The organism is Pseudomonas mosselii (assembly GCF_003205295.1).
GTDB lineage: Bacteria > Pseudomonadota > Gammaproteobacteria > Pseudomonadales > Pseudomonadaceae > Aquipseudomonas > Aquipseudomonas mosselii_B.
Map to the genome: position 1 here is coordinate 249,078 of NZ_QJRP01000006.1, position 24,029 is coordinate 273,106.

Genomic DNA, 24,029 nt, shown 5'->3' on the forward strand with positions numbered 1-24,029 from the left:
ACCGGCCTCTTCGCGGGTAAACCCGCTCCCACAGGATTTGCGCGTAACCTGTGGGAGCGGGTTTACCCGCGAAAAGGCCTCAACGGCTGACGGAGACCTTGCTGAAGTCCTGCCGCCCGAACGGGCTCACCTGATAACCCTCGACCCCTTTGTGCAGCAGCGCCGCCGCCGTCGGATGCGCCAGCGGCAGCCACAGCGCCTGCTGCTGGATCAGCGTCTGCGCCTGCTGGTACAGGCGACTGCGCACGCTCTGGTCGTTGGTGGTGCGCCCGGCGTTGATCAGCTGGTCCAGTCGGCTGTCGCAGAAACGCGCGAAGTTGGTCCCGGACTTGACCGCTGCGCAGGCAAACTGCGGGCTGAGGAAGTTGTCCGGGTCGCCATTATCACCGGCCCAGCCCATGAACAGCAGGTCGTGCTCGCCGGCCTTGGCGCGGCGGATCAGCTCGCCCCATTCGATGGTGCGGATCTCGGCCTTGATACCGACCTTGGCCAGGTCCGCCTGGAGCATCTGCGCGCCGAGGCTGGGGTTGGGATTGAGCAGGCTGCCCGCCGGGCGGGTCCAGATCGTGGTCTCGAAGCCCTTGGCCAGGCCGGCCTTGGCCAGCAGCGCCTTGGCCTTCTTCTGGTCCAGGGCATAGCCGGGCAGGTCCTTGGCGTAGCTCCAGGTATTTGGCGGATAGGGGCCGTTGGCGGCGGTGGCGGTGCCTTCGAACACCGCCTTCAGGTAGGCGGCCTTGTCGAAGGCCAGGTTGATCGCCTGGCGTACCTCGGGTTTGTCCAGCGGCGGATGCTGGCTGTTGAGGGCGACGAAGGCGGTCATGAACGCCGGCGTGGTCACCACCTCGAGATTACCGTCCTTGCCGGCCTCGGCGATGTCCAGCGGCTTGGGCGACAGGGCCACCTGGCACTCGCCGCGCTTGAGCTTCTGCAGGCGCACGTTGGCGTCCGGCGTGATGGCGTAGATCAGCGGGTCGACGGAAGGTTTGCCGGCGAAGTAGTCGGGGTTGGCGCGGTAGCGCACCACGGCATCCTTCTGGAAGCGCTGGAAGACGAACGGCCCGGTACCCACCGGCTGGCTGTTGAGCTTGTCCGGTGTGCCGGCCTTGAGCAGCTTGTCGGCGTACTCGGCGGAGTAGATCGAGGCGAAGCCCATGCTCAGGGTGGCCAGGAAGGTGGCGTCGGCGTGGGTCAGGGTGAAGCGCACGGTGTGCCGATCGGGTGCGTCGATCGCCTTGATCAGGCTGCCCAACTGCAGCGACTGGGCGTGCGGGTAGCCGCCCGGGGCGGTCTTGTGCCAGGCGTGGGCGGGGTAGAGCATGCGCTGGAAGCTGAACAGCACATCATCGGCGTCCAGCTCGCGGCTCGGCTTGAAGTACGCCGTGGTGTGGAACTGCACGCCCTGGCGCAGCTTGAAATCGTAGATCAGGCCATCGGGCGACACCGTCCAGCTTTCGGCCAGGCTCGGCACCACCTTGCCAGGCCCTGCGTCGAATTCGACCAGGCGGTTCATCAGCACGTCGGCCGAGGCATTGGTGGTGGTCAGCGAGTTGTACTGCACCACGTCGAAGCCCTCCGGGCTGGCTTCGGTGCACACCGACAGCGGTGCAGCCTGGGCCAGGCCTGCGGCGCACAGGGTGGTGAACAGGAGGGATAGGGCGGCGGCACGCATGGTGACTCCTTGGCTGGTCGGTGGCCCATCTGCCGGTGCAGTCTGGAAAATTCAGGAAATGTCCTACCCTAGTGCGGACATGGGCAAATGACCACACTCTTTCGCATTAATTCGGCGACGGGCGGTCGACAGCTTCCCGCCCCAGTCGTTATGCTGCCCGGGCGCGCTCGGCCCGACCGGAATACTCATCTTCTGTTGTTGTGGCAGAGTCTTTCTGGTATAAAGCAGCGCTCTTTTCTAGGGGCTCGGCCTGTCGCATCTGCGAATACGGTCGATAAGACCTCCAGAATCACGGCGCCTGGCGCCAAAGACTGAGAGATTAAGCGGCCAACCCATGCCGGGTTGGGCATGTGGTTTTAGAGGGCTGAGTCATGTCGAGAGTCTGTCAAGTTACTGGTAAGGGTCCAGTAACCGGGAACAACATTTCCCACGCAAACAACAAAACCCGTCGTCGTTTCCTGCCGAACCTGCAGCACCACCGTTTCTGGGTTGAGTCCGAGAAGCGTTTCGTGCGTCTGCGCGTATCCGCCAAAGGCATGCGCGTCATTGACAAGCGTGGTATCGACGTAGTGCTGGCCGAGCTGCGTGCTCGCGGCGAAAAGTTCTAAGGAGAACGTCATGCGTGAATTGATCCGTCTGGTTTCGAGTGCCGGCACCGGCCACTTCTACACCACCGACAAGAACAAGCGCACCACTCCGGACAAGATCGAGATCAAGAAATACGATCCGGTCGTCCGCAAGCACGTGGTGTACAAGGAAGCCAAGATCAAGTAATTGATCGGCAACCTGAAAAACCCGCTACCGCAAGGTGGCGGGTTTTTTTATGCCTGTTTGAAAGCGGCTTGCCCCGCGATCGGGCTTACTTCTGCTCGAACAGCACATAGATCTTGCGGCACGGCTCCAGCACTTCCCAGGTGCCCTTGAAGCCGGCCGGGATGACGAACCGATCACCGGTACGCAGGGTCTTGGCGTTGCCTTCCTGGTCGCGCAGCACCGACACGCCCTGGACGATCTCGCAGTACTCGTGCTCGGTATAGCCCACCTTCCACTGGCCCACCTCGCCCTCCCAGACGCCAGCGGCGAACTGGCCGCAGGGGCTGGAGTAGTGGTTGTAGACAGCCTGGTCAGGCTCGCCCTTGAGGATTTTTTCCGCCGCCGGGCGGTAGCGTTCGGCCTCGGTCAGGACCTGGGCGAAGTCGACAATACTGGCGATACTCATGGTGGTTACCCTGTTGTTGTTTAATAAAATGCACATCAGTAGGCTTTTAGGCCATTCGTGTCAAATATATTGATAGTTTGTCCGCCCTGGTTTAGGGTGTCGGATGCCGGTGTGCGTTCGTCGCCCGGCCAGAATTTCTGACAGCGCCCGTGAGTCCTCAGTGCGGCGTTGCACCTTAACAAGAGAGGAGTTTCCTATGACCACCCTGACTCGTGCGGACTGGGAACAGCGTGCCCAGCAACTGAAGATCGAAGGCCGCGCCTTCATCAACGGCGAATACACCGATGCCGCATCCGGTGAAACCTTCGACTGCCTGAGCCCGGTGGACGGACGCTTCCTGGCCAAGGTCGCCAGCTGCGACCTGGCTGACGCCAACCGCGCCGTCGACAACGCCCGCGCCGTGTTCGAATCCGGCATCTGGTCGCGCCTGGCCCCGGCCAAGCGCAAGGCCAAGCTGATCCGTTTCGCCGACCTGCTGCGCAAGCACGTCGAGGAACTGGCCCTGCTCGAAACCCTCGACATGGGCAAGCCGATCGGTGACTCCTCCTCCATCGACATTCCGGGCGCGGCCCAGGCCATCCACTGGACTGCCGAAGCCATCGACAAAGTCTACGACGAAGTCGCCCCGACCCCGCACGATCAGTTGGGCCTGGTGACCCGTGAGCCAGTAGGCGTGGTCGGTGCCATCGTACCGTGGAACTTCCCGCTGCTGATGGCCTGCTGGAAGCTGGGCCCGGCCCTGGCCACCGGTAACTCCATCGTCCTGAAACCGTCGGAAAAATCGCCGCTGACCGCCATCCGCATCGCCCAGCTGGCCATCGAGGCCGGTATCCCGGCGGGCGTGCTGAACGTGCTGCCAGGCTACGGCCACACCGTGGGCAAGGCCCTGGCCCTGCACATGGACGTGGACACCCTGGTGTTCACCGGCTCCACCAAGATCGCCAAGCAGCTGATGGTCTACGCGGGCGAGTCGAACATGAAGCGCGTCTGGCTGGAAGCCGGCGGCAAGAGCCCGAACATCGTCTTCGCCGACGCCCCTGACCTGCAGGCCGCCGCCGAGGCCGCCGCCAGCGCCATCGCCTTCAACCAGGGCGAGGTCTGCACCGCAGGTTCGCGCCTGCTGGTCGAGCGCTCGATCAAGGACAAGTTCCTGCCCATGGTGGTCGAGGCCCTCAAGGCCTGGAAGCCGGGCAACCCGCTGGATCCGGCGACCACTGTCGGCGCGCTGGTCGACACCCAGCAGATGAACACCGTGCTGTCGTACATCGACGCCGGTCACCAGGACGGCGCCAAGCTGCTGGCCGGTGGCAAGCGTATCCTCGAAGAGACCGGTGGCACTTATGTCGAGCCGACCATCTTCGACGGCGTGACCAACGCCATGAAGATCGCCAAGGAAGAGATCTTCGGCCCGGTGCTGTCGGTGATCACCTTCGACACCGCCGAGGAAGCCATCGCCATCGCCAACGATACGCCGTATGGCCTGGCCGCCGGCATCTGGACCGCGGACATCTCCAAGGCCCACAAGACCGCCCGCGCCGTACGCGCCGGCAGCGTCTGGGTCAACCAGTACGACGGTGGCGACATGACCGCGCCGTTCGGTGGCTTCAAGCAGTCGGGCAACGGCCGTGACAAGTCGCTGCACGCGCTGGAGAAGTACACCGAGCTGAAGGCGACCTGGATCAAGCTGTGATCCAGTAACGTCTCATCGCGGGGCTCGTGGGAGCGGGCTTGCCCCGCGATGAGCCGCAGACAGCCGGGCCGGTTCACGCCGTCCCGGCTTTGTCGTCTCTGTCATACACGATTTGCGCTGAAAGGAGGCTGTGATGCGTTGGGGAACCTACTTTGCCGTGCTGGCGTCGGTGCTCAGTGTTGGGCTCGCGCTCGGCGTGAGCATGCCGCTGGTGTCCTTGCGCCTGGAGGGCTGGGGCTACGGCGGGTTCGCCATCGGCGTGATGGCGGCGATGCCGGCGCTGGGCGTGCTGGTGGGGGCTGCGGTGGCCAGCCGCCTGGCCGGTTGGGTCGGTGTGCCTGCAGCGATGCGCCTGTGCTTGTGGGGCGGCGCGGTATCCATCGCCCTGGTGGCGCTGCTGCCCAGCTACCCCTTGTGGCTGCTGCTGCGCCTGATGATCGGCATGTCACTGACCGTGGTGTTCATCCTCGGCGAAAGCTGGATCAACCAACTGGTGGTCGAGCAGTGGCGCGGGCGGCTGGTGGCGCTGTATGGCAGCAGCTATGCCCTGAGCCAGCTGGCCGGGCCGCTGGTGCTGGGCTTCCTCGGCTCGGACGACGACTTCGGTTTCTGGGCGGCGACCGCCCTGCTGCTGGTTGCGCCGTTGATCCTGCTGGGCCGGGGAGGGGCGCCGACCACCGAGGCGTGCAGCGTGACCTTCAGCGACCTGTTCGGCTTCTGCCGACGCCTACCGGTGATCGCCTGGGCCATCGCGCTGTTCGCGGCGTTCGAGGCGATGATCCTGACGTTGCTGCCGGTGTACTGCCTGCAGCAAGGGTTCACCACGGAGGTGGCGTTGTTCATGGTCAGCACCGTGGTGGTGGGTGATGCGGTGTTGCAATTGCCGATCGGTGCCCTGGCCGATCGCATGTCGCGGCGCACGCTGTTCAGTGGTTGCGCGCTGACCTTGCTGGTTTCCAGCCTGGCGATTCCCTTGCTGTTGCACACACCGGTGATCTGGCCGCTGTGGGTGCTGTTCGGGGCCAGCGCGGGTGGCTTGTTCACCCTGTCGCTGGTGCTCATCGGCGAGCGCTACCGGGATGACGAACTGGTGCGGGCCAATGCCCATGTGGCGCAGCTGTGGGGCATCGGTTGCCTGCTCGGGCCGTTGCTGGCCGGGGCAGGGAGCCAGTGGATCAGCGGGCACGCGCTGCCGTTGCTGATGGCGGTGGGTGCGGCGGGGTTGGTGGTGTTGACCCGGCGGCGGGACGCTTTCGAGCCGGCGTCGGCCTGAGCCATCCTGGGGCTGCTGCGCAGCCCATCGCGGCACAAGGCCGCTCCTACAGAAGATCGCGGTCCCCTGTAGGAGCGGCCTTGTGTCGCGAAAGGGGCGCAAAGCGCCCCCGGAAATCCCAGCTACAACATCTTCTCCAGCCCGACCGCCTTGCTGATCCAGGCATTGAAGCGTCGCCATATCCCCCCGGGCTCGGTCACCAGCACATGCCGCTGGCCATTGTCTTCAGTTGCCCAGGCCAGTTTCCCGTCCACCAGCTTCACCTCGTAGCTCAGCGCCGGCGCCATGCCCTGCACGGCCAGGTCACGGGTGTATTCGGCCAGTTCCGGGCTGTCCACCAGCACCCCGACCTCGGTGTTCCAAAGCACCGAACGCGGGTCGAAGTTGAACGAACCGATGAAGGTCTTGCGTCGGTCGAACACCATGGCCTTGCTGTGCAGGCTCGAATCGGAGCTGCCATGCAAGCCCAGTCGCGGCCGTGGTGCGCCGGGCTGGCGGCGTAGCTCGTAGAGTTGCACGCCATGTTCGAGCAGGGCGCGGCGGTAGGGCGCGTAGCCACCGTGCACGGCCGGTACGTCGGTGGCTTCGAGGGCGTTGGTCAGCAGCTTGACCGAGGTGCCGGCGTCGGCGCGGCTGGTCAGGTACAGCAGCCCTGGCTCGCCGGGCACGAAATAGGCGGACACCAGGATCAGTTCCTTGTGCACACCGTTCAGTTCCGGGGCCAACTGCCGACTCATCAGCAATCGTGGATCTGGCTCGTTGTCCGCCAGCACCTTGCTCGGCGCATCCCATAACGCCTGGCTGTGGGCCCAGATCAGTTCGTTGCGCCACACGTCCAGGCGCGGTTGCGACTGATAGGCCATCAGGCGGTCGTACAGTGCCTTGCGTTTGACCCGTGCCTCGGCCAGCGACACTTCCAGGCGCTGGCGGCTGGCGAACAGGTCGTCGGCATCGGGCTGGCGCCAGAGGAAATCGCCGATGGGGCGGCTCAGGGCGCTGTTCCAGTACTGGTCGAAACTGTGGCCGAGCTGCTCGGCTACCGGGCCCACGCCCAGCAGGTCGATGTCGGTGAAGTTGAGGTTGGGCTCGGCGTCGAAGTACTCGTCGCCCAGGTTGCGACCGCCGACGATGGCCATGCTGTTGTCCACCAGGAACAGCTTGTTGTGCATGCGCCGGTGCTGGCGCGACAGGTTGAACAGCCGCCCCACGGCGCGGGTGACGCCGGTGCTGCGCCCCAGGTGCAGTGGGTTGAACACGCGGATGTGGATGTTCGGGTGGGCGGCGAGGGTACCCATCAGGCTGTCCAGGCCGTCGCTGGTGGTGTCGTCGAGGAGGATGCGCACACGCACGCCGCGGTCGGCGGCGCGCAGCAGTTCGTGGACCAGGGCGCGGGTACTGAGGCCGTCGTGGACGATGTAGTACTGCAGGTCGATGCTCGTCTGGGCGTTGCGGATCAGCTCGGCGCGGGCGCGGAATGCCTCGTTGCTGTTGGGCAGTAGACGAAAGCCCGAACGCCCCTCGTAGGGCGCGGCCTGGCGCTGTACCGAGCGACCGAACGCCGAGTCGCCGGCCGGCAGCGCCTGGCTGACTTCACGGGGTGTACCGACGCTGGCACAGCCCGTCAGGCCGAGCAGCATCACCAACAGCAGAGGCAAGGCTCGCTGGAGTCTCAAGGGTGGATCATCCTGTGCAGCAAGGGCTTATGGGGGTTGGACAATGGCAGGCTGGGCAAAGTTACCCGTCGCCGTGCTCGGCCTCCAGTAGACGAAGGGCGGTTTCACCGACCTTGCGCACGGCGGCTTCGATCTGCGCCGTGGGCCGGGCGGCGAAGTTCATGCGCAGGCAGTTCCGGTACTTGCCCGAGGCCGAGAAGATGCTGCCGACGGCGATCTGCACGCCTTGTTCCAGTAAAGCGCGGTTCAGCCGCAGCGTATCGAAACTTTCCGGCAATTCAATCCACAGCATGAAGCCCCCTTGGGGCCTGCTGGCGCGGGTGCCCTGCGGGAAGTAGCGGGTCACCCAGTCGCACATCTGGTCGCGGCCGCGCTGGTACTGGCTGCGCATACGGCGCAGGTGGGGCTGGTAGTGGCCTTCGGCGATGAAGTCGGCGATTGCCAGCTGTGGCTGGCAGGCGGTGCTGCCGGTGCTGATGTACTTCATGTGCAGCACCCGCTCCAGGTAGCGTCCCGGGGCCACCCAGCCGACCCGCAGGCCCGGGGCCAGGGTCTTGGAGAACGAACTGCAGAGCAGCACGCGGCCATCGTCGTCGAACGACTTGATGGTGCGCGGACGTGGATAGGTGTAGGCCAGGTCGCCATACACATCGTCTTCGAGGATCGCCACGTCATAGCGCTGGGCGAGGGTCAGCAGGGCCTTCTTGCGCGCCTCGGGCATGATGTAGCCCATCGGGTTGTTGCAGCTGGGGGTGATCTGGATGAGCTTGATCGGCCACTGTTCCAGGGCCAGTTCCAGGGCCTCCAGGCTGATGCCGGTGATCGGGTCGGTGGGGATCTCCAGGGCTTTCATGCCCAGGCCCTTCAGCGTCTGCATGGCGCCGTGGAAGCTGGGCGAATCGACCGCGACGATGTCGCCGGGCTGGCACACCGCTCGAATGCTGCACGACAGCGCTTCGTGGCAGCCGGTGGTCACCACCAGGTCGGCCGGGCCCAGACGGCAGCCGGAGTCGAGCATCAGGCGGGCGATCTGCTCGCGCAGCTGGGCGTTGCCGTGGATGTTGTCGTAGTACAGGCCGGGCATGTCCATGCGCCGGCTGATCTGCGCCAGGCTGCGCAGCAGTGGCTTGAGCGTGGGACTGTCGACGTCGGGCATGCCGCGACCGAGCTGGATCACGTCCGGGCGCGGGGTGGCGCGAACCAGCTCCAGCACCTGTTCCCACTGGGAGATATCCACAGGCCGCTGGGCGGGGCGACTGATATCGGGCAGGGCCGGAAGCTGGCGATCCTCGGTGACGAAATAGCCGGACTTGGGCCGTGGCGACACCAGGCCGTTGTCCTCCAGCAGGCGATAGGCCTGCTGTACGGTGCTCAGGCTGACGCCGTGCTCGACGCTCAGGGCGCGAACCGAGGGCAGGCGCTGGCCGGGGCGGTAGAGACCTTGCTCGATACGCGAACCGAGCAGTTCGGCGAGGTTGAGGTAGAGCGTCACGGCATACTCCTACGTGTTTTGCGGGTCGATTACCGATACAGATGGCTGGAAAATACTTCATTCAGCCAACTTTTCGCCAATTCTGTATGGGAATAATAAGACCCTGTTGAGTCTGTATTGTCGAGGGCACGAGCGCGCATGCTTTCTCCACGGTATCAACTGATGGGAGAACGCAGTGATGGGTGGCTTGAGCGATGTGCGCTTGCAACTGTTGGCCGGTGAACTCGAGGCAGGTCAGCGGCCTCAGGTCTTCGATGCGCCGGCCGGTCTGGGCCGGTGGGGCCTGATGCTGCATCGCTGGCGTACCCGCAGGGCGCTGTTGCAGCTGGATGACCGCCAGTTGCGCGATATCGGGCTGACCTGGGAGCAGGCATGGCGGGAAGGGCGCAAACCCTTCTGGAAGGACTGAGCTGGATTTCTGGTTATTGTTGAAATTGCTGGGGCCGCTCTGCGGCCCTTTCCGACCGGTCCGACGCCTCGGCAAGGCCGCGCCTGCAGAGGATCCGGGTTCAGTCAGGTATCAGACCAGTTCCTTGAGCCGGTACCAGAGCATGCCCAGTGCGAGAAGCGGTGAGCGTAGCAGCTTGCCGCCGGGGAACGTGGTGTGCGGCACCTTGGCGAACAGGTCGAAACGACCGCCCTGCTGGCCGCTGATGGCCTCGCCGAGCAGGCGCCCGGCCAGGTGGGTGGCGTTGACCCCATGGCCGGAATAGGCCTGGGCATAGTAGACGTTGGGCTGGCTGGCCAGGCGACCGATCTGTGGCAGGCGGTTGGCGCCGATGCCGATCATGCCGCCCCACTGGTAGTCGATGCGCACATCGGCCAGTTGCGGGAACACCTTGAGCATCTTTGGCCGCATGTAGGCGGCGATGTCCTGCGGGTCGCGTCCGGAGTAGTGGCAGGCGCCGCCGAACAGCAGGCGCTGGTCGGCGGACAGGCGATAGTAGTCCAGCGCCACGCGCTGGTCGCACACCGCCATGTTCTGCGGCAGCAGTTGGCGGGCGCGCTCTTCGCCCAGGGGCTCGGTGGCGATGATGTAGCTGCCGGCGGGCAGCACCTTGCCGCCCAGCTCGCGGTTGAGATCGTTGTGGTAGGCATTGCAGCACAGCACCAGGGTCTTGGCGCGCACCCGGCCCTGGGCGGTGTGCACCTTCACCTCGGGGCCATACTCGATGCGGGTCACCTCCGACTGCTCGTACAGGCCGACGCCCAGGCGGCTGGCCACGGCGGCTTCGCCGAGTGCCAGGTTGAGCGGGTGCAGGTGGCCCGAACCCATGTCGACCAGGCCACCGACATAGCGGTCGGAGCCCACCACCGAGTGCATGTCGCCGGGCTGCACCAGGCGCAGTTCGTGGCGATAGCCCAGGCTGCGCAGTTCCTCGGCGTCCTCGGCGAAACCTTCCAGTTCGGCGGGCTTGTTGGCCAGGTCGCAGTAGCCCCAGGTCAGGTCGCAGTCGATGCCATGGCGCTCGACGCGGTCGCGGACGATCTCCACGGCCTCCAGGCCCATGAGCTTCATGCTGCGAACCCCTTCTTCACCGATCACCGGGAGAAACTGCTCCAGGCCGTGGCCGACGCCGCGGATGAGCTGGCCACCGTTACGGCCGCTGGCGCCCCAGCCGAGCTTGCGGGCTTCCAGGAGGATCACCGAGAAACCGCGCTCGGCCAGTTCGATGGCCGTGTTCAGCCCTGAGTAGCCGCCGCCGACGATGCATACGTCGGCGCTGTGCTCGCCTTGCAGGAACGGATGGTCTGGGTGTGGCGCGCTGCTGGCGGCGTAGTAGGAGGCGGCGTGCTGCGCGCTGTGGATCATCTATCGATTCCTGGGTCTGAGGCCAAAGGGGGAGGATAGGCATCCGGCCCCATCGCCGGCAAGCCGGCTCCCACAGTTAAAGCGGACCTGTGGGAGCCGGATTGCCGGCGATTGGTCCTATAATTCGGCAAACATTCTCCAGATACCCCGCCCCATGTCCTGCAACCGCCACAAGATCCACTTCCTGCGCGAACTCATTCCCTCGTTCGAGTGCGAGCCCGGCTGCCACGACTGCTGCGGCCCGGTCACCACGTCCGCCGAAGAAATGGCCCGCTTGCCGCGCAAGACCCAGGCCGAGCAGGACGCCGCCCTGGAGCGCCTGGACTGTGTGCACCTGGGCCAGAACGGCTGCACGGTCTATGAAGAACGCCCGATGATCTGCCGCCTGTTCGGTACCACCCCGCGCCTGGCCTGCCCCCGTGGCCGAGGACCGGCGCAGCCCATCGAGCCTGCGGCCGAACAACTGGTCCACCAGTTCATCGCCACGACCCGTCAGGTGCTGGTCTGAGGCCTCAGTCCGGGATTGGCAGGCACAGGCTCTCTTTCACCTCTTCCATCACGATGTAGCTCTTCGACTCGCGCACATGGGGCAGCTTGAGCAGGATGTCGCCGAGCAGCTTGCGGTACGAGGCCATCTCCGAGATCCGCGCCTTCACCAGGTAGTCGAAGTCGCCCGACACCAGGTGGCACTCCAGTACATGGGGCAGCTTGAGCACGGCGCGGCGGAACTCTTCGAAGGTGTCGCCGGACTTGTAGTCCAGGCTGATCTCGACGAACACCAGCAGGCTGCCCTTCAGGTGCTGCGGATTGAGCCGGGCGTTGTAGCCCATGATGATCCCCTCGCGCTCCAGGCGTCGCACGCGCTCGGTGCAGGGGGTGGTGGACAGCCCGACCTTCTCGCCCAGTTCGGTGAAGGAGATACGTCCGTCATTCTGCAGGATCCGCAGGATGTTGCGGTCGATCTTGTCCAGTTCACGTTTGCTCTGGTGCTGGGTTCTCATAGGGGATGCCCCTCCGTGAAAGGCGATTTTGCCGAGAATTCTCGCCAAATATAGCTGCTTATATAGTGAATAGCACTGGCTTGAGATTCATATACTGCGCGCATCCATGCCATTTCAACAAAAGACTGCGGCGAGCCGCGTGCGAGGGATACAACAATGCGAGTTCTGGTACTTGGTAGCGGTGTGATCGGTACCGCCAGTGCCTACTATCTGGCCCGGCAAGGTTTCGAGGTCACGGTGGTCGATCGCCAGCCGGCGGTGGCCATGGAAACCAGCTTCGCCAACGCAGGCCAGATCTCGCCCGGCTATGCCTCGCCCTGGGCCGCCCCGGGCGTGCCGCTCAAGGCCATCAAGTGGCTGCTGGAGCGCCACGCGCCCCTGGCCATCAAGCTGACCGGCGACGTCGACCAGTACCTGTGGATGGCGCAGATGCTGCGCAACTGCACCGCCAGCCGTTATGCGGTGAACAAGGAGCGCATGGTGCGCCTGTCCGAGTACAGCCGCGACTGCCTCGACGAGCTGCGCGCCGAAACCGGCATCGCCTACGAAAACCGCAGCCTGGGCACCACCCAGCTGTTCCGCACCCAGGCCCAGGTGGACGCCGCGGCCAAGGACATCGCCGTGCTGGAACAGTCCGGCGTTCCCTACGAGCTGCTCGACCGCGACGGCATCGCCCGCGTCGAACCGGCCCTGGCCGGGGTGAAGGATATCCTCGCCGGCGCCCTGCGCCTGCCCAACGACCAGACCGGCGACTGCCAGCTGTTCACCACCAAGCTCGCCGACATGGCCATCAAGCTGGGCGTCGAGTTCCGCTTCGGCCAGGACATCCAGCGCCTGGACGTCGCTGGTGATCGCATCAACGGCGTGTGGATCGACGGCAAGCTGGAAACCGCTGACCGCTACGTGCTGGCCCTGGGCAGCTACTCGCCGCAGCTGCTCAAGCCGCTGGGCATCAAGGCCCCGGTCTATCCGCTCAAGGGCTACTCGCTGACCGTGCCGATCACCAACGGCGACATGGCACCGACCTCGACCATCCTGGACGAGACCTACAAGGTTGCCATCACCCGTTTCGACGATCGCATCCGCGTTGGCGGCATGGCCGAGATCGCCGGTTTTGACCTGTCGCTGAACCCGCGTCGGCGTGAAACGCTGGAGATGATCGTCAACGACCTTTATCCTCGCGGCGGCGACCTGAGCCAGGCGAGCTTCTGGACCGGCCTGCGCCCGGCCACCCCGGATGGCACCCCGATCGTCGGGGCGACCAAGTTCCGTAACCTGTTCCTCAACACCGGTCACGGCACCCTGGGCTGGACCATGGCATGCGGTTCTGGTCGCCTGCTGGCAGACCTGATCGCGCGCAAGAAGCCCCAGATCAGTGCCGAAGGCCTGGACATCTCGCGTTATGGCAACAGCCGCGAGATCGCCAAGCATGGCCAGCCGGCGCCTGCGCACCAGTAAGCGGGCGTCTGCGCGGGCCCTTTCGCGGGTAAACCCGCTCCCACAGGATTTGTGTTGCCCCCTGTGGGAGCGGGTTTACCCGCGAAGAGTTCACACCGATTCACTTGTTCCCTCACCCCGGCGCGGTGGGTACCTACCCCCATCTGCCGCGCCGGGGCTTTATCGATAACCAGAACTGCCAGAAGGCTGCCGCCATGCGTCCCGCCCGTGCCCTGATCGACCTCCAAGCCCTCCGTCACAACTACCGCCTGGCCCGTGAGCTGACCGGCGCCAAGGCCCTGGCTGTGGTCAAGGCCGACGCCTACGGCCACGGCGCGGTGCGTTGCGCCCTGGCGCTCGAGCCCGAGGCCGACGGTTTTGCCGTGGCCTGCATCGAGGAGGCCCTGGAGCTGCGCGCTGCGGGCATCAAGGCACCGCTGTTGCTGCTCGAAGGTTTCTTCGAGGCCAGCGAGCTGGCGCTGATCGCCGAGCATGACCTGTGGTGCGTGGTGCATTCGTTGTGGCAGCTGGAGGCGCTCGAGCAGACTTCGGTACGCAAGCCGCTGACCATCTGGCTGAAGATGGACACCGGCATGCACCGCGTCGGCGTGCACCCCAAGGATTACCACGACGCCTACCAGCGCCTCCTGGCCAGCGGCAAGGTGTCGCGCATCGTGCTGATGAGCCACTTCGCCCGCGCCGATGAACTCGATGCCGCCGCCACCGAGCAGCAGGTCGCCGTGTTCGAGGCCGCGCGCCAGGGCTTGGCCGCCGAGTGCAGCCTGCGCAACTCCCCGGCGGTGCTGGGGTGGCCGAGCATCAAGAGCGACTGGGTACGCCCGGGCATCATGCTCTACGGCGCCACGCCGTTCGAGGTGGCGCAGGCCGAAGCGGCACGCCTGCAGCCGGTGATGACCCTGCAGTCGCGGATCATCAGCGTGCGCGAGCTGCCGGCCGGCGAACCGGTGGGCTACGGCGCCAAGTTCGTCAGCCCGCGCCCGACCCGGGTCGGTGTGGTCGCCATGGGCTATGCCGACGGCTACCCGCGTCAGGCACCCACCGGCACCCCGGTGGTGGTGGCCGGCAAGCGCACCCAGCTGATTGGCCGGGTGTCGATGGACATGCTCTGCGTCGACCTCACCGAGGTGCCCGAGGCCACCGTCGGCAGCCCGGTGGAGCTGTGGGGCAAGCAGGTCCTGGCCAGCGACGTGGCGATGCAGGCCGGGACCATTCCGTACCAGATCTTCTGCAATCTCAAACGCGTGCCACTGGACTATATCGGCGAATAAGGCGCTGAAGCGGACAGGCTGCGGGGCTGTGTGTTGTAAATACTGAACGGCATTGCCATCATATCGTTCACACTACCCCCATCTCGACCGATTCAGGAGGCTCCAGCTTTGGACGTCGGTGAACGACTGCAAGCCATCCGCAAGCTCAAGGGCCTGTCCCAGCGCGAACTCGCCAAGCGCGCGGGGGTGACCAACAGCACCATCTCGATGATCGAGAAGAACAGCGTGAGCCCGTCAATCAGCTCCCTGCGCAAGGTGCTCAGCGGTATCCCCATGTCCATGGTCGAGTTCTTCTCGGTGGAGCTGGCGCCGGAAAGCCCGACCCAGATCGTCTACAAGGCCCACGAGCTGATCGACATCTCCGACGGCGCGGTGACCATGAAGCTGGTCGGCAAGTCGCATCCCAACCGGGCCATCGCCTTCCTCACCGAGGTCTACCCGCCGGGTGCCGACACTGGCGCGGAAATGCTCACCCATGACGGCGAAGAGACCGGCATCCTGCTTGAAGGCCGCCTGGAGCTGGTGGTCGGTACCGAGATCTTCATTCTCGAAGCCGGCGACAGCTATTACTTCGAAAGCACCCGTCCACACCGCTTTCGCAACCCGTTCGAGGAACCGGCGCGGCTGATCAGTGCGGCGACCCCGTCGAACTTTTGATCCAGCGCAGTGCATTGATTCGCCAATACCCTTTCCCTGAGTGTGGTCGTTTCACGCCTTCCGGGTTCCCGCTATACTTTTCAACGCTCGCAATTCCGTGGCCGCGGGCGTGATTAGCCACCATGAGGGTGTTCGCGTGAACCAAATCAAGAAGATGCTGGCCGTACCAGCAGCCGTATTCGCCCTTTGGGCAATGAGCGCAACCGCTGCAACCAACGACGACATTGCCAAGCGCCTCGAGCCGGTCGGCCAGGTGTGCGTCCAGGGCCAGGAATGCAAGGGCATGGAAGTGGCCGCCACTGCCGGCGGCGGCGGTGCCAAGACGCCCGACGAAATCATCGCCAAGCACTGCAACGCCTGCCATGGCACCGGCCTGCTGAATGCGCCGAAGATCGGCGACACCGCGGCGTGGAAAGAGCGCGCCGATCACCAGGGCGGTCTCGATGGCATCCTGGCCAAGGCTATTACCGGTATCAACGCCATGCCGCCGAAGGGCACCTGCGCCGATTGCTCGGATGAAGACCTGAAAGGTGCGATCAAGAAGATGTCGGGGCTGTGAGCCAAAACTGAATTGTACAAGGCCCGCCGGTCAAGGCGGGCTTTGTTTTTCCTGCGTGGAGCAGGCTTGCCCGGCGATAAGGCCGGCGTCGACGCCAACCCACTCAAACCCTGCGTTTCTATCGCATCCGCCAGACGTCTTTGCGGCTGCTCGGTAGTGTTCCCGCCTCGCCGCTGCCGAACTTGACTCAAGTTCAACTGCGCACTCTGTGTGTACGCGATGAAGGGTCATTTTGCTGGCCGTATGATAGAAACTAGCATTTTTGTCAGTTTTTTCGGGGGGGGGGACGGGACAATAATGAGGCTTCCAATAGCGTTGGAAGATTTCTCAAAATGACTGCAGATATCGAGCGTGACAGCTGTGGGAGTAACGGCTCGTCTCATCTTGGTCAAGGCGACCAGCATCAGCAGGTTCCGCCCTCAGCACCAGAGCCTCCGGCGAACGAGGTGAAGGGCGAGGCGTATGTACCTAGCCTGCAACCGGCTAACTATTTAACGGATAAAGAAAAGAATGGAGGGGGTGTCTCATTTATTACCATAGATAAAAACAGTTCGGTAGTGGGTTTGCTCGACGCCACGGGCTCACTGAATTGTCTCCAATATTCGCCCTATGGGTATCGCTCATTTTTTCCAAGTATCCTCGGTTTCAATGGGCAGCACGCGGATTCAGCGACGGGATACTATCCGTTAGGCAACGGGTACCGAATGTTCATTCCCTCATTGATGCGATTCAATAGCCCGGACAGCATGAGCCCATTCGAAGCGGGGGGCATGAATTCCTACGTTTATTGTTTGGGAGACCCCGTGAATTGGCAGGACGCTAGTGGTCATATGCCATCTCGACCGATAAAAGAACTTTCCTTGCCTGATCGAGTCTTTTCTCACCAGTCTGTAGTAAAGGTGGAGAATTTCATCAGTTACAAGAGTGTACGCAGAGCAAATATGAACATCGTTACTCACCCTCCGCGTGACGTATCGAGCGATCATCAGTTGTTAGCTCTTCACGGCAGTGGTGATATCCACAAGCAGTCGTTGGAAATGGGTATAGATAAGCGCTTCGCAGTCCGTGGAAAGTATGGTGCAGCTTTCTACGCCTCGCCAGATTACAGAGTCGCTGCTTACTTCAGTCATGAGCACAAAAAGGGCGCGCGATTATTCGGGGTCTATGGAAGGGATGTGCAAGATTGGGTAGAAGGTAGAGATTACAAGTACTCGAGAACCGGCTGGCTTATGATTCTCGAGCCTGCGTTTGAAAAAGTTAAAATAAGAGAGGAGATCAGAATGCCCATTCGAGTCCTTGACTCCAGCACACCAGGCGTGAGGCCATACAGTGAGGGCGAAAAGCCTAGGCGACCCTACCGGCAGCCTAGGCGTCAGTGATACTAGGAGAAACCAACGGCTGTGTGCTGCGTTCTTGGAGGCGCAATGGGCTCAAGCAACCAACTCGCATGGCTTCCTGTCTAACGCCTGAATCCATGGACTCAGGAGTCTCCCATGCAGCTCTGTTCGATCGACCAGGCTGTCGATCAGGTCCTTGCCTGCCTGCCCGCTCACATCCACATGGGCCTGCCGCTCGGCCTGGGCAAACCCAATGCCTTCGTCAACGCGCTGTACGCGCGGGTTCGCGATCTCCCCGAGCGTCGGCTGACGATCTACACCGCTCTGTCCCTTGGCCGCCCCGCGCTGGGCGAGGGTCTGCAGCGTCGTTTCCTCGAGCCCTTCGTCGAGCGTGTGTTCTCCGACTACGAGGAGCTCACCTACCTGGCCGACCTGCGTGCCGATCGGCTGCCGCCAAACATCCGTGTCGAGCAGTTCTTCATGCAGCCCGGCAGCCTGCTGCACAGCGAGGCGGCGCAGCAGGGCTACGTCAGCAGCAACTACAGCCATGCCGCCCGCGACATCAACGCCAAAGGCCTGAACCTGGTTGCGCAACTGGTGGCGGCCACGCCTGAACGGCCCGACCACCTGAGCCTGGCCTGCAATCCCGACATCACCCTCGACCTGTTGCCGATGATCGCCCGGCGCCGCGCCGCCGGCGAGACCATCCTGGTGCTCGGCCAGGTCCACGACGAACTGCCCTACATGCCCGGGGACGCGGAGCTGGAACTGACGCAGTTCGACCTGCTGATCGACCAGCCCGAGCGACGTCGGCTGTTCTCCACCCCGAACATGCCGGTGAACACCCAGGACCATTGCATCGGCCTGCATGCCAGCGCCCTGGTACGCGACGGCGGCACCCTGCAGATCGGCATCGGTGCCATGGGCGATGCGATAACGGCGGCGCTGCTGGCGCGCCAGGGCGACAACGAGGGCTATCGTGCGCTGCTCGATGAGCTGGACATCGGCCCATGGCAGGCCCTGATCGAGCGGGAAGGGGGGCTGGATACCTTCGGCCAGGGGCTGTACGGCTGCAGCGAGATGTTCGTTAACGGCTTGCTGGCACTGGCCGACGCCGGGGTGGTGCGCCGCCCTGCCGACGAGCAGGGGGTGCTGATCCATGGCGGGTTCTTCCTCGGGCCACGGGCGTTCTACCAGCGCCTGCGCGAGATGCCGTTGGAACAGCGCGCACGGTTCGCCATGAGCGCCATCAGCTACATCAACGAACTCTATGGCCAGGAGGAGCGCAAGCGTCGCCAGCGTCGGGATGCGCGCTTCGTCAACACGGTGTTCGGCATGACCCTGCTGGGCGCGGGGGTTGCCGACCAGCTCGAGGATGGCCGGGTGCTCAGCGGCGTGGGTGGGCAGTACAACTTCGTCGCCCAGGGGCATGCGCTGGAGGGCGGTCGCTCGATCCTGTTGCTGCGCAGCTGGCGCGAGGCCGGTGGCGAAGTGACCTCGAACCTTTACTGGACCTACGGCCATTGCACCATCCCCCGGCACCTTCGGGACATCGTGATCACCGAGTACGGCATCGCCGATTTGCGTGGGCAGACCGACAGCGAGGTGATCGCACGGTTGCTGGCGATCAGTGACTCACGTTTTCAGCGCGAGCTGATGGAGCAGGCCAAGGCGGTGGGCAAGCTGGCCAAGGACTTCGAGCTGGACGCGCGGTTCATGGACAATACGCCTGAGCGGCTCGAGGCCATTCGGGCACGGCATGCACGGCTGTTCCCTGAGTATCCGCTGGGGACTGATTTCACGGCGCAAGAGCGGGATCTGTTGCGGGCGCTGAACTGGTTGAAGAGCAAGTTCAAGCTGAGCGAGGTCTTGGAGCTGGGCAAGGCGGCGTTGGATGCGCCGGCGCCCGAGGGGTATGCGGCACAGTTGGCGCGGATGAAGCTGGATGACCCGCAGGGTTTGAAGGAGGAGTTGTATCAGCGGTTGCTGCTGGCGGCGCTTCAGGCGACGCGATGATGCCGGGCATTCCCGGACCCCTGTAGGAGCGGCCTTGCCGAGGCGTCGGACCGGTCGGAAAGGGGCGCGTAGCGGCCCCAGGATTTCAGCGTTCATGCACAGATCGCCGGGGCCGCTTTGCGGCCCTTTCGCGACACAAGGCCGCTCCTACAGGGTACGAGCAAGGCTTTACTCGATGAAGGTGACCACGCCACCTTCCAGCGACTTCACCCGGGCCAGCGATTCGACGCGATAGCCCTGGCTGTCCAGCTCGGCGCGGCCGCCCTGGAAGGATTTTTCGATGACGATGCCCAGGCCCGCCACGGTGGCGCCGGCCTGCTTGATGATCGAGATCAGCGCCTGCGACGCCTTGCCGTTGGCCAGGAAGTCGTCGATCACCAGTACGCGGTCGCTGCTGTTGAGGTGACGCGGCGAGATGGCCACGGTGTTCTCGGTCTGCTTGGTGAAGGAGTACACCGAGGCAGTCAGCAGGTTCTCGGTCAGGGTCAGCGACTGGTGCTTGCGGGCGAAGATCACCGGCACGCCGAGCTTCAGGCCGGTCATCACCGCCGGGGCAATGCCGGAGGCTTCGATGGTGACGATCTTGGTCACGCCCGAATCGGCGAACAGGCGGGCGAACTCGTCACCGATCAGCTGCATCAGCGCCGGGTCGATCTGGTGGTTGAGAAACGCGTCGACTTTGAGAACCTGGTCGGAAAGCACGATGCCTTCTTCGCGAATCTTCTGATGCAGTGCTTCCACTTTTTTTTCCTCGATGTAGATAGTGGCCTGTATGGCCGATTTGTAAGCCCAACTTCGGCGCCAGCCTTCGTCACACTGCGTTGCCGCTCCTCGCCGTAGCTGGGCTACGACTCGTCGCGGCGCCTTGTGTGCCGAACCCTGGCACTCGAATTTGAGCTCACAAATCGGCCATACAAGCCACCGTGGCCGCAAGAAGCGGCAAAGTTTAAGAGTAATGGTTGATCAGCGTTTGAGCATCGCCCGGATATCGGCCAGGGCGTTGTTGCCGCGCGCGGCTTTCACTTCCACGGGCGCATCGTCCAGGCCTTCCCAGGCCAGGTCATCCGGCGGCAGTTCGTCGAGGAACCGGCTCGGGGTGCAGTCGATGATTTCGCCGTACTGCTTGCGCTTGGCGGCGAAGGTGAAGGCCAGGGTCTGGCGCGCGCGGGTGATGCCCACGTAGGCCAGGCGGCGTTCTTCTTCGATGGTGTCGGCCTCGATGCTCGAGCGGTGGGGGAGGATCTCCTCCTCCATGCCCATGATGAACACGTAGGGGAACTCCAGGCCCTTGGAGGCGTGCAGGGTCATCATCTGCACGCCTTCGGCGTTCTCTTCCTCTTCCTGCTGGCGCTCGAGCATGTCGCGCAGCACCAGCTTGCCGATGGCGTCCTCGATGGTCATGTCACCCTCTTCATCCTTCTCGAGGGTGTTCTTCAGCGCTTCGACCAGGAACCAGACGTTGCTGATGCGGAACTCCGCGGCCTTGTCGCTGGCGGTCTGCTGGCGGATCCAGTTCTCGTAGTCGATGTCGCGGATCATCTCGTGCAACGCGGCGATCGGATCTTCCAGGGCGACCTTGTGGCGCACCCCGTCGAGCCAGTGCTTGAAGCGCTGCAGGCGCTCGGTGTAGCGGGCATCCAGGTGCTCGCCCAGGCCCAGTTCCTCGCTGGCGGCGTACATCGAGATGCCGCGCTCGGTGGAATAGTTACCGAGCTTTTCCAGGGTGGTCGAGCCGATTTCGCGGCGCGGCACGTTGATCACCCGCAGGTAGGCGTTGTCGTCGTCCGGGTTCACCAGCAGGCGCAGGTAGGCCATCAGGTCCTTGACCTCCTGGCGGCCGAAGAAGCTGTTGCCGCCGGAGAGGCGGTACGGCACCTGGTGGTGCTGCAGCTTCAGTTCGATCAGCTTGGCCTGGTAGTTGCCCCGGTAGAGGATGGCGAAGTCGCTGTACGGGCGGTTGGTGCGCAGGTGCAGGGTGAGAATTTCCATGGCCACGCGCTCGGCCTCGGCTTCCTCGTTCTTGCAGCGGATCACGCGGATCTCGTCGCCCACGCCCATCTCGCTCCACAGTTCCTTCTCGAAGGCGTGGGGGTTGTTGGCGATCAGCACGTTGGCGCAGCGCAGGATGCGGCTGGTGGAGCGGTAGTTCTGCTCGAGCATGACGATCTTCAGGGAGGGGTAGTCCTCCTTGAGCAGCATCAGGTTCTCGGGGCGGGCGCCGCGCCAGGCGTAGATCGACTGGTCGTCGTCGCCGACCACGGTGAACTGGTTGCGCATGCCGATCAGCATCTTCACCAGCAGGTACTGGCTGGCGTTGGTGTCCTGGTATTCGTCCACCAGCAGGTAGCGCACGCGGTTCTGCCAGCGTTCGAGCACGTCGGGGTGCTCCTGGAACAGCTTGACCGGTTGCAGGATCAGGTCGTCGAAGTCCACCGCGTTGAACGCCTTGAGCGTGCGCTGGTAGTGGGTGTAGACGATGGCCGCCGTCTGCTCGCGCGGGTTGCGCGCCTTTTCCAGGGCTTCGGGCGGCAGGATCAGGTCGTTCTTCCAGGCACCGATCATGTTCTTGATCTCGTCGATGCCGTCGTCGCCGGAGTATTCCTTTTGCATGATGTCCGACAGCAACGCCTTGATGTCGGATTCGTCAAAGATCGAGAAGCCCGGCTTGTAGCCCAGGCGCTCGTGCTCCTTGCGGATGATGTTCAAGCCCAGGTTGTGGAAGGTGCATACCGTCAGGCCCCGGCCTTCCCCCGGGCGCAGCAGGGTGCCGACCCGCTCCTTCATCTCGCGCGCGGCCTTGTTGGTGAAGGTCATCGCCACGATGTACTGGGCGCGGATGCCGCAGTTCTGGATCAGGTGGGCAATCTTGCGCGTGATCACGCTGGTCTTGCCGGAGCCTGCACCGGCGAGCACCAAAAGAGGGCCGCCGACGTAGTCTCGGGCTTCCTGTTGCCGGGGATTGAGTCGGGACATGCTAGAAACCGGGGGTAACCAGAAAATAGCCGCGCATTCTAGCAGGCATGGGGCCGTTAATGCGCGACCGTCTGACGTTGTGATGCAGGGCGCGAATCGGATTTGCCGCATCTGCTACTTTCGCGCAGGATGCACGTCAGATTGCGTCGGGATGGCGGCCAGGGAAGGGCAACGACTAAAAGTGAAAATCATTTCCAATTAATCGGGTAGGATTGCCCGCGCTCGCCGTTCCACCGCCCACGTCTAAGGAGCCCGCTTGTCCACGCCTGTCGAACCCCTGCGTTTGCTGCTGTTGGCTGATGAGCCGGAGTGGGCCGTGCACCTGCGCGAGTGCCTGCAGCCGATGGACGGTAGCGTCGTGCTGCTGACCGCGCCCAACTGGGCGGCGGTGGACAGCCTGTTCGCCAATGATCGCCAGGCCGTGGTGCTGGCCACGCCCGAGCTGCAGCCGGCGCCGGGGCGTTGCGAGCTGCCGACCATCCTGTTGCTGGAGCAGGAGCCGGCCAGCGCGCCGTTGGGCGTCAGCGACTGGCTGGTGCTGGCGCAGCTGACCACTGACACCCTGCGTCGCTCGCTGCGTCATGTGCGCGAGCGTGGCGTGCTGGTGGCCACCCTGCAGCGCCTGGCCGAACAGGATCCGCTGACCGGTATCGCCAACCGCCAGGGCTTCCAGGCCCTGCTGACCGCGCGCCTGGCCGAGAACGAAGGCCGCGGCCTGGCGCTCGGCCACCTCGACCTGGACAACTTCCGCCACGTCAACGACGCCCTCGGCCACCAGGGCGGCGACCGCCTGATCTTGCAGGTGGTCGCCCGGCTCAAGCACCAGCTGGAGGCGAGCGACCAGCTGGCGCGCCTGGGCAGCGATGAGTTCGCCCTGCTGATCGACACCCGGCGCGACCCCAATCGCGCCGAGTGGATGGCCGAACGCATCACCGAGGCGCTGACCGAGCCCTACTGGATCGACGGCGAGAGCTTGCTGCTCGGCTGCAGCCTGGGAATCGCCCATGCCCGCGCCCAGGCCGGCGCCGACCCGCTGATGTGGCACGCGCACATCGCCATGCGCCAGGCCAAGAGCAGCCAGGGCTGCACCTTCCATGTGTTCAACGAGCGCATCAACCGCAACGCCCGCAGCCTGGCCGACCTAGAAAGCGAGCTGCGTCGCGCCCTGCGCCGCGACGAGCTGGAGTTGCACTATCAACCGCGGCTCAATCTCGCCGACGGCCGTATCGTCGGTCTGGAAGCGCTGGTGCGCTGGAACCATCCAGAGCGCGGTCTGCTGGCGCCGAGCGAATTCGTGCCGCTGGCCGAACAGAGCGGGTTGATCGTGCCGTTGGGCTACTGGGTGATCTCCCGGGCCCTGAGCGACATGCAGGCCCTGCGCGAGCGCGGCCTGGCGCCGCTGCACATGGCGGTGAACCTGAGCTTCCGCCAGTTCCAGGACAGCCAGTTGCTCGCCACCCTGAGCCGGCTGATCGTCGAGCACGGCGTCGATGCCCGCTGGCTGGAGTTCGAGCTGACCGAGACCGCCGTGATGCGGCGCAACGAGCTGGTGCGCCAGACCATGGACGCCTTGGGGCGCCTGGGGGTGCGTTTTTCGCTGGACGATTTCGGGACCGGTTTCTCGTCGTTCGTGCACCTGAACAGCCTGCCGATCACCCTGCTCAAGGTCGACCGCAGCTTCGTCGGCGGCATGGAGCAGCGCGAGGAGAACGCCAAGCTGGTGCACGCGATGATCAACCTGGCGCACAACCTCAACCTGGAGGTGGTGGCCGAAGGGGTGGAGAGCGAGGAGCAACTGGCGCTGCTGCGGGCGTTCGGTTGCGACCAGGTGCAGGGGTTCCTGGTGAGCCGGCCGTTGCCGGTGAAGGCGTTGATCGAGTACCTGTTGCAGGTGCCGAGTCCGGGTCTGGTGCAGACCTTGTAGATCCCAT

The 24,029-nt window shown here is 64.2% G+C and carries 21 protein-coding genes; 13 read left to right on the top strand and 8 right to left on the bottom strand.

What is annotated here, in order from left to right:
• Positions 1–79 precede the first annotated feature (79 nt).
• Complete coding sequence (locus DMX06_RS08855) at positions 80–1,669, bottom strand: ABC transporter substrate-binding protein (RefSeq protein ID WP_110736267.1); 1,590 nt, start codon at positions 1,667–1,669, stop codon at positions 80–82.
• Between the two features lie 371 nt (positions 1,670–2,040).
• On the opposite strand from DMX06_RS08855, the gene rpmB reads away from it, so the two are divergent.
• Positions 2,041–2,277: a 50S ribosomal protein L28 gene (rpmB, locus tag DMX06_RS08860; protein ID WP_003258972.1), complete on the top strand. Its 237-nt coding sequence runs from the start codon at positions 2,041–2,043 to the stop codon at positions 2,275–2,277.
• Between the two features lie 10 nt (positions 2,278–2,287).
• A complete protein-coding gene (rpmG, locus tag DMX06_RS08865) occupies positions 2,288–2,443 on the top strand; it encodes a 50S ribosomal protein L33 (RefSeq protein WP_003253507.1) in 156 nt (51 codons plus the stop codon).
• 85 nt (positions 2,444–2,528) lie between these two features.
• On the opposite strand, the gene DMX06_RS08870 is transcribed toward rpmG, so the two are convergent.
• A complete protein-coding gene (locus tag DMX06_RS08870; RefSeq protein WP_110736270.1) occupies positions 2,529–2,888 on the bottom strand; it encodes a cupin domain-containing protein in 360 nt (119 codons plus the stop codon).
• A gap of 196 nt (positions 2,889–3,084) precedes the next feature.
• On the opposite strand from DMX06_RS08870, the gene DMX06_RS08875 reads away from it, so the two are divergent.
• Entirely contained in the window at positions 3,085–4,578 is a 1,494-nt protein-coding gene (locus tag DMX06_RS08875; RefSeq protein WP_110736272.1) for an aldehyde dehydrogenase, read from the top strand.
• A 133-nt stretch (positions 4,579–4,711) separates the two neighbouring features.
• Positions 4,712–5,851 carry an MFS transporter gene (locus DMX06_RS08880; protein ID WP_110736275.1) on the top strand — a complete coding sequence of 380 codons (1,140 nt, stop codon included), beginning with the start codon at positions 4,712–4,714 and terminating at the stop codon, positions 5,849–5,851.
• A gap of 122 nt (positions 5,852–5,973) precedes the next feature.
• Here the strand turns inward: DMX06_RS08880 and DMX06_RS08885 are convergent, their stop codons facing one another.
• Positions 5,974–7,524 carry a phospholipase D family protein gene (locus tag DMX06_RS08885; RefSeq protein WP_110736277.1) on the bottom strand — a complete coding sequence of 517 codons (1,551 nt, stop codon included), beginning with the start codon at positions 7,522–7,524 and terminating at the stop codon, positions 5,974–5,976.
• Positions 7,525–7,585: 61 nt separating this feature from the next.
• On the bottom strand, positions 7,586–9,016 hold the full coding sequence (locus DMX06_RS08890) for an aminotransferase-like domain-containing protein (RefSeq protein WP_110736280.1): 1,431 nt from the start codon (positions 9,014–9,016) through the stop codon (positions 7,586–7,588).
• Positions 9,017–9,194: 178 nt separating this feature from the next.
• On the opposite strand from DMX06_RS08890, the gene DMX06_RS08895 reads away from it, so the two are divergent.
• Positions 9,195–9,425, top strand: a complete 231-nt coding sequence (locus tag DMX06_RS08895; RefSeq protein WP_110736281.1) for a DUF1127 domain-containing protein — start codon at positions 9,195–9,197, stop codon at positions 9,423–9,425.
• 111 nt (positions 9,426–9,536) lie between these two features.
• On the opposite strand, the gene DMX06_RS08900 is transcribed toward DMX06_RS08895, so the two are convergent.
• Complete coding sequence (locus tag DMX06_RS08900) at positions 9,537–10,829, bottom strand: NAD(P)/FAD-dependent oxidoreductase (protein WP_110736283.1); 1,293 nt, start codon at positions 10,827–10,829, stop codon at positions 9,537–9,539.
• Positions 10,830–10,983: 154 nt separating this feature from the next.
• Between DMX06_RS08900 and DMX06_RS08905 the strand changes: the two genes are divergently transcribed.
• Positions 10,984–11,337, top strand: coding sequence for a YkgJ family cysteine cluster protein (locus DMX06_RS08905; RefSeq protein WP_110736285.1), 354 nt, complete (start codon positions 10,984–10,986; stop codon positions 11,335–11,337).
• Between the two features lie 4 nt (positions 11,338–11,341).
• Here DMX06_RS08905 and dadR read toward each other — a convergent pair whose 3' ends face one another.
• Positions 11,342–11,830, bottom strand: coding sequence for a transcriptional regulator DadR (dadR, locus tag DMX06_RS08910; RefSeq protein WP_003258963.1), 489 nt, complete (start codon positions 11,828–11,830; stop codon positions 11,342–11,344).
• Positions 11,831–11,986: 156 nt separating this feature from the next.
• Between dadR and dadA the strand changes: the two genes are divergently transcribed.
• From dadA to DMX06_RS08940, 6 genes are all read left to right on the top strand, one after another.
• Positions 11,987–13,288, top strand: a complete 1,302-nt coding sequence (gene dadA, locus DMX06_RS08915) for a D-amino acid dehydrogenase (protein ID WP_050707513.1) — start codon at positions 11,987–11,989, stop codon at positions 13,286–13,288.
• A 194-nt stretch (positions 13,289–13,482) separates the two neighbouring features.
• Positions 13,483–14,556: an alanine racemase gene (gene alr / locus DMX06_RS08920; RefSeq protein ID WP_110736287.1), complete on the top strand. Its 1,074-nt coding sequence runs from the start codon at positions 13,483–13,485 to the stop codon at positions 14,554–14,556.
• 108 nt (positions 14,557–14,664) lie between these two features.
• Positions 14,665–15,213 carry a cupin domain-containing protein gene (locus DMX06_RS08925; protein ID WP_023629132.1) on the top strand — a complete coding sequence of 183 codons (549 nt, stop codon included), beginning with the start codon at positions 14,665–14,667 and terminating at the stop codon, positions 15,211–15,213.
• A 154-nt stretch (positions 15,214–15,367) separates the two neighbouring features.
• Positions 15,368–15,772, top strand: coding sequence for a c-type cytochrome (locus tag DMX06_RS08930; protein WP_036985953.1), 405 nt, complete (start codon positions 15,368–15,370; stop codon positions 15,770–15,772).
• A 332-nt stretch (positions 15,773–16,104) separates the two neighbouring features.
• Positions 16,105–17,151, top strand: a complete 1,047-nt coding sequence (locus DMX06_RS08935; protein ID WP_110736289.1) for an RHS repeat-associated core domain-containing protein — start codon at positions 16,105–16,107, stop codon at positions 17,149–17,151.
• 114 nt (positions 17,152–17,265) lie between these two features.
• A complete protein-coding gene (locus DMX06_RS08940; RefSeq protein WP_110736291.1) occupies positions 17,266–19,125 on the top strand; it encodes an acetyl-CoA hydrolase/transferase C-terminal domain-containing protein in 1,860 nt (619 codons plus the stop codon).
• Positions 19,126–19,293: 168 nt separating this feature from the next.
• Here DMX06_RS08940 and xpt read toward each other — a convergent pair whose 3' ends face one another.
• Together xpt and rep are read right to left on the bottom strand one after the other, a co-directional pair.
• Positions 19,294–19,866, bottom strand: coding sequence for a xanthine phosphoribosyltransferase (xpt, locus tag DMX06_RS08945; protein WP_028689919.1), 573 nt, complete (start codon positions 19,864–19,866; stop codon positions 19,294–19,296).
• Positions 19,867–20,088: 222 nt separating this feature from the next.
• Positions 20,089–22,098 (bottom strand): DNA helicase Rep, encoded by a 2,010-nt coding sequence (rep, locus tag DMX06_RS08950; protein ID WP_050707509.1) that lies wholly within the window; start codon positions 22,096–22,098, stop codon positions 20,089–20,091.
• Between the two features lie 256 nt (positions 22,099–22,354).
• Here rep and DMX06_RS08955 point away from each other — a divergent pair, with 256 nt between their 5' ends.
• Positions 22,355–24,022 (top strand): putative bifunctional diguanylate cyclase/phosphodiesterase, encoded by a 1,668-nt coding sequence (locus DMX06_RS08955; protein WP_110736293.1) that lies wholly within the window; start codon positions 22,355–22,357, stop codon positions 24,020–24,022.
• Positions 24,023–24,029: the final 7 nt, after the last annotated feature.